At 40.1% G+C, this 4314-nt stretch carries 4 protein-coding genes; 1 reads left to right on the forward strand and 3 read right to left on the reverse strand.

Features of this window, described 5'->3' with window-relative positions; genetic code table 11:
* From WBA23_RS01915 to WBA23_RS01925, 3 genes are all read right to left on the reverse strand, one after another.
* A partial coding sequence (locus WBA23_RS01915) for a DUF1501 domain-containing protein (protein ID WP_424580548.1) occupies nt 1-1395 on the reverse strand: 1395 nt, incomplete at its 3' end.
* 3 nt (nt 1396-1398) lie between these two features.
* Entirely contained in the window at nt 1399-3054 is a 1656-nt protein-coding gene (locus WBA23_RS01920) for a DUF1800 domain-containing protein (RefSeq protein ID WP_424580549.1), read from the reverse strand.
* A 184-nt stretch (nt 3055-3238) separates the two neighbouring features.
* Complete coding sequence (locus WBA23_RS01925; protein WP_424580550.1) at nt 3239-3424, reverse strand: hypothetical protein; 186 nt, start codon at nt 3422-3424, stop codon at nt 3239-3241.
* 154 nt (nt 3425-3578) lie between these two features.
* On the opposite strand from WBA23_RS01925, the gene WBA23_RS01930 reads away from it, so the two are divergent.
* A complete protein-coding gene (locus tag WBA23_RS01930; RefSeq protein ID WP_424580551.1) occupies nt 3579-4274 on the forward strand; it encodes a hypothetical protein in 696 nt (231 codons plus the stop codon).
* Nucleotides 4275-4314: the final 40 nt, after the last annotated feature.

Raw genomic sequence — 4314 nt, forward strand, 5'->3', positions numbered from 1 at the left:
CTTAAACTCAATAGCATCTACCGAAGTAATTGGATCGCCCACCAACGTAATTTTATTCCCCGGCTCTACGTATTCACTAAAATTAGTTCGCTCCATCGTCGCTGAGTCAGCCTGCATCCAGTCCTGAACCAAACTTCCAAATACTTGCCGATAATCGTACTGATGCTTAATATTGTTGCGGTTTAGATCATTCAAATCGGGATTTTTCCCAATGACCCCTGGTTTTACATTTCTACCGAAAACAAACATTGGGGCAGCAGTTCCGTGATCAGTACCGTAACTACCGTTTGATTTTGCCCGTCGGCCAAATTCCGACATAGTCACCGTCATCACCCTATTCTCTAAACCTAAAAACTTTAAGTCTTCCTGAAAGGCTTTCATCGCTTCAGAGATATGATAAAGCTTAGCAGCGTGAACGCCCATAGAAGCATCGTACTCTTCTACTTGAGAGGCGTGAGTATCAAACCCCCCAATACGAGCTAAGAACACTTTAGTTTGAATCCCACCGCTCAGCAACCGGGCAATCATCTGCAACTGAGGAGCTAAACCATTACGAACGGCATTAGCTGGTGCGCTCAATGGATATCTTTCAGGATATTGCACTCCCGGACTATTATTCCCCTTTTCGTATAATTCCCGCAAACGTCCAGCGTATTGATTGGATTTTTTTTCTATATCTAAGATCCACTGAAGTTCATGACCGTAAAAAGTTTCCGCAACCGATGCGGGTGGATCTACTCCTACACTATTAATCAAATTATAAAATTGACTGGGATTATTGATAGCAATCGAGGTTGGGATACCATTGTCTCGATGAAAACCTAACGATACTGAGTTTCCTACTTCAATTCCCAGTGGGTCGGGCATTCCGTCATTAGGATAATTGTCCGGATAACCGGGAAATTGTTGATCTAAGTAGCGACCAATCCATCCCGAATCTTTGTACTCATCGTAATCTCCGCCCATAAACCATATGTCTCGGCTTCGGAAATGAGAACCATTGATATTGTCGTAAGCTACCGACTGTACGATGGCCATTTTTCCTTGGTCATACAGCTCCTTCATTCCGTACATATCAGGATGTAAACCAATCTGTTGCTCATCAGGTAGTGTACTATCTAAGGAAATTACTCCGCGTTTCCCTTTATCGGCAATAGCGATGTTGGGCCGTAAATCATAGTACCGGGCGTAATTATTTATCGGAATCAGGGTATTCAGTCCATCGTTTCCTCCGTGCAACTGAATAATTACTAGCACTCGATCATTAGCACTACTAGCGACTAATGACTGAAGTGGGCTGTTCTGAGCCATTGCCTGAAGAGAAAGGCCATTTAACATTAAGGCTCCGCCAGTGGCAGCTACCGGGGCTTTTTTAAGAAATAATCGTCGGTTCATATGCTAAGAGAGTTGAAATTCTGGTGATTGTAGAATAGTATTGAATAATTTTTCTAATTGAACTCTAACGGCTGAGTCATCGCCACTACTTTCGTAGTTTTGCCACTCAAACTTCCAGTTAATCTCAGAAAGATCATCTAGTAATATAGCTTTCAAAAAGAAGTCAAATCGTTCTTCACTAATATCTTCGGGTAGCAAATAGTCTACTAGTTCGCGTACTAGTTTTGTGGCATCAGAAGGGTCGCTAATATGACCAGGATTGGTAACGTATGTCATTACATCCAGCTTCACTAATTCGTTTCCGTCACGATCTTGAATACCTTCAATGAGCTTTTTTGCGTATTCGTATCGTCGAGCTAAGTAGTTAGAACTAATCCAGTTACGATGAAACGTAGGACTTTGATGATACGCTGTATAACCTGCCACCTCAAACGGTTGGTAGAAGTACATACCCTGGTCTGAAAGTGGTGATAACACTCCGTGGTGAAGCGTACTATAAAAATTGCTCAAATCACCTAGGTAATCGGGTAGTGGCACTTCAAAGAAGCGATGAATACCAACAATCAAATCCAACGGCGACTTTATGAGAGCTCCTAAATGATCATCTTCCTGTTCAGCGTTATCTTCATCGTAAAAATGCTGACTAGTAAACAGTGCTTCTAGTACTGGCTTCAGTTCATAATCATTTTGTTGCATGATGGTTGCCAGCGGAGTGATAATGTTCTGCTCTACTTCTTCGCTAATTTCGTAATAGACAAAAAAGCGATACAGTTTACGGCAAATATGCTGAGCGGTAGCTACCTGCTCAAATACTATTTCTACCAACTGATTAATTTCATCAATCGCTGCTTCGGCGGTAGCTGAGTTTCCTACCATTTCAATTGGAGCAATTGTCGCTCCCTGAAAGGCAGCACTAAGCGTTTTGGTAGAACTATCGTGCTGATTAGCTAATCCTTGGTCGTTGGTTCGCACCCTTGCTTGGGAAACATTTAGCTCAGGATTAATATTGGTAAACTCTTGATCAATATCGAAGCCAGAGAAAACCTTGGCTGCCTCTACAACATCTTGCTCAGTGAAAGTAGTATAATTGTCCGGGCCAACCTGGGGTCCTTTTCCAATAGAATATAACTCAAAGAATTCTCGAGCGTAGTTTTCGTTAGGATTTCCTTTACGATTGAGCTGCCCGTCTAAGTGGCGCATCATCGCATTATCTAAACAGATACACTTAGTTAGTTCTTTAAAATTACCTAAGGCGAACTGGTCAAATAAGCGAATCTGGTAGTATATTGGTGGGGCATATCGAAGTCGGCTTGAGATGGTCGTAAAATGCGTATGCAGAAAAAAGCTACTCTTAGGAGCAATACAAGTGTCTGATTTTATAAAGGAATCAATCCACCAAGCTTTGGTCTGATCAATTAAGTCATCTCTTCCACTATTAACATCAGTTGGTTTTGGATTTACCCAGCTCGTTCCAGTGACTGGATCGCGGGGTGCCTCTCGTTCCGCTAGTAAAGCAAAAAGCTGACTTACTGCCTCAGTGGAAGTTAGTTGAGCAAATTGGTCAATCTGTGACTTAGTGCCGCCGAAAGTAGCTCGTCGTAGCAAATGAGCCGCCCGTTTAACACCTAAGGCTTGAGTATATGGAGAAAGTGAAGCCATAAAACGTTATTTTCACTTTCTTATTCAAATTTGATACTTAAATCACTATAAATTTTTATTCTTTTTATAAAAAAAGTACATTTTTAGTTTAACGAAGAGCAGATGCCTACTCTTTATCAGAAAGAATAATACTTTTTACAAAAGTAGCTCCTCATATATAGATGTCTTTCTCTTTTTGAAATATTTAATACTCATAATGATTACCCCACAGTTGTTTCAGCCGTTTTCTTAATTCATTCTCCCGAGCATTGTGGCCGGGTTGATAAAATATAGTTTTTGATAGCGCATCAGGCAAAAATTCTTGCACTACAAACTTCTGATCGTAATCGTGAGCGTATTTGTAGTTTTTCCCGTAGTCTAACGACTTCATTAGTCTGACTGACTAGCTCTTATAGAGTCCTATCAATAATGTAGTTTTACAAAAAAAGGGAATGGGTGATTACGACTGAATAATTAAGGAGAATATTGAAGCTATCCTAATTGCTCTAGGAAACAAGCTGCTAGGTTTTGATATAAAAAACTCTGTGCCAATTACTGAAAAACTCCAGACAACTATTGAGCGTGAACCAGATTTTTTAAAAAAAGTAACATTGAAGGATAACAGTTCCATTATCCTGCATTTGGAATTTCAACGAAATGATGAGCCGGAGATGGTTTATCGGATGGCTGAATATCGAGCAATTATTCAGAGAAAGTATCTAGTACCTGTGCGACAGTATGTAATATACTTAGGCACTGAAATGCCAAAGATGACAACCCAACTTCCTCCCAACGAGCACATTACCGGTTTTGAGCTCAAAAATATTCATAGTATGCCTATCGATCAGGTATTGAAATCGGATATACCAGAAGAAATCATTTTGGCTATTCTAACTGATTACCGCTCAAGTGATGCAGAAGAAGTTATCACCAAGATCATCCAAAAGTTAAAAGGGGTAGCTGCTAACGAAGCAGCTTTCAAAAAAAGTCTTCAACAATTGGTAACTCTAAGCCGTATAAGGAAATTAGAAGAACAAACTGAAAAACAAATAAGAGCTATGCCTATCACTTACAATATTGAGACAGATTATCTTTACAATAAGGGCATTGAAAACAAAACGATAGCAGTTGTTCGTAGAATGCTGAAAGATGAAAATCTCACTGTCCAGCAGATAGCTAATTTTGCTGACACTACTACCGAGTTCGTTCGTAAAGTTCAAAGTGAAATGTCTAGAATGTAGCCAAGGCAAACGGCTATTCAATACTCATAATGATTACCCC

Origin of the sequence: Tunicatimonas sp., from assembly GCF_049647865.1 — a bacterium.
Taxonomy (GTDB): Bacteria; Bacteroidota; Bacteroidia; order Cytophagales; family Cyclobacteriaceae; genus Tunicatimonas.

Coding starts and splice junctions, on each gene's coding strand:
- WBA23_RS01920 (WP_424580549.1), bottom strand. CDS start 3,054: ATGGCTTCACTTTCTCCATATACTCAAGCCTTAGGTGTTAAACGGGCG.
- WBA23_RS01925 (WP_424580550.1), bottom strand. CDS start 3,424: ATGAAGTCGTTAGACTACGGGAAAAACTACAAATACGCTCACGATTAC.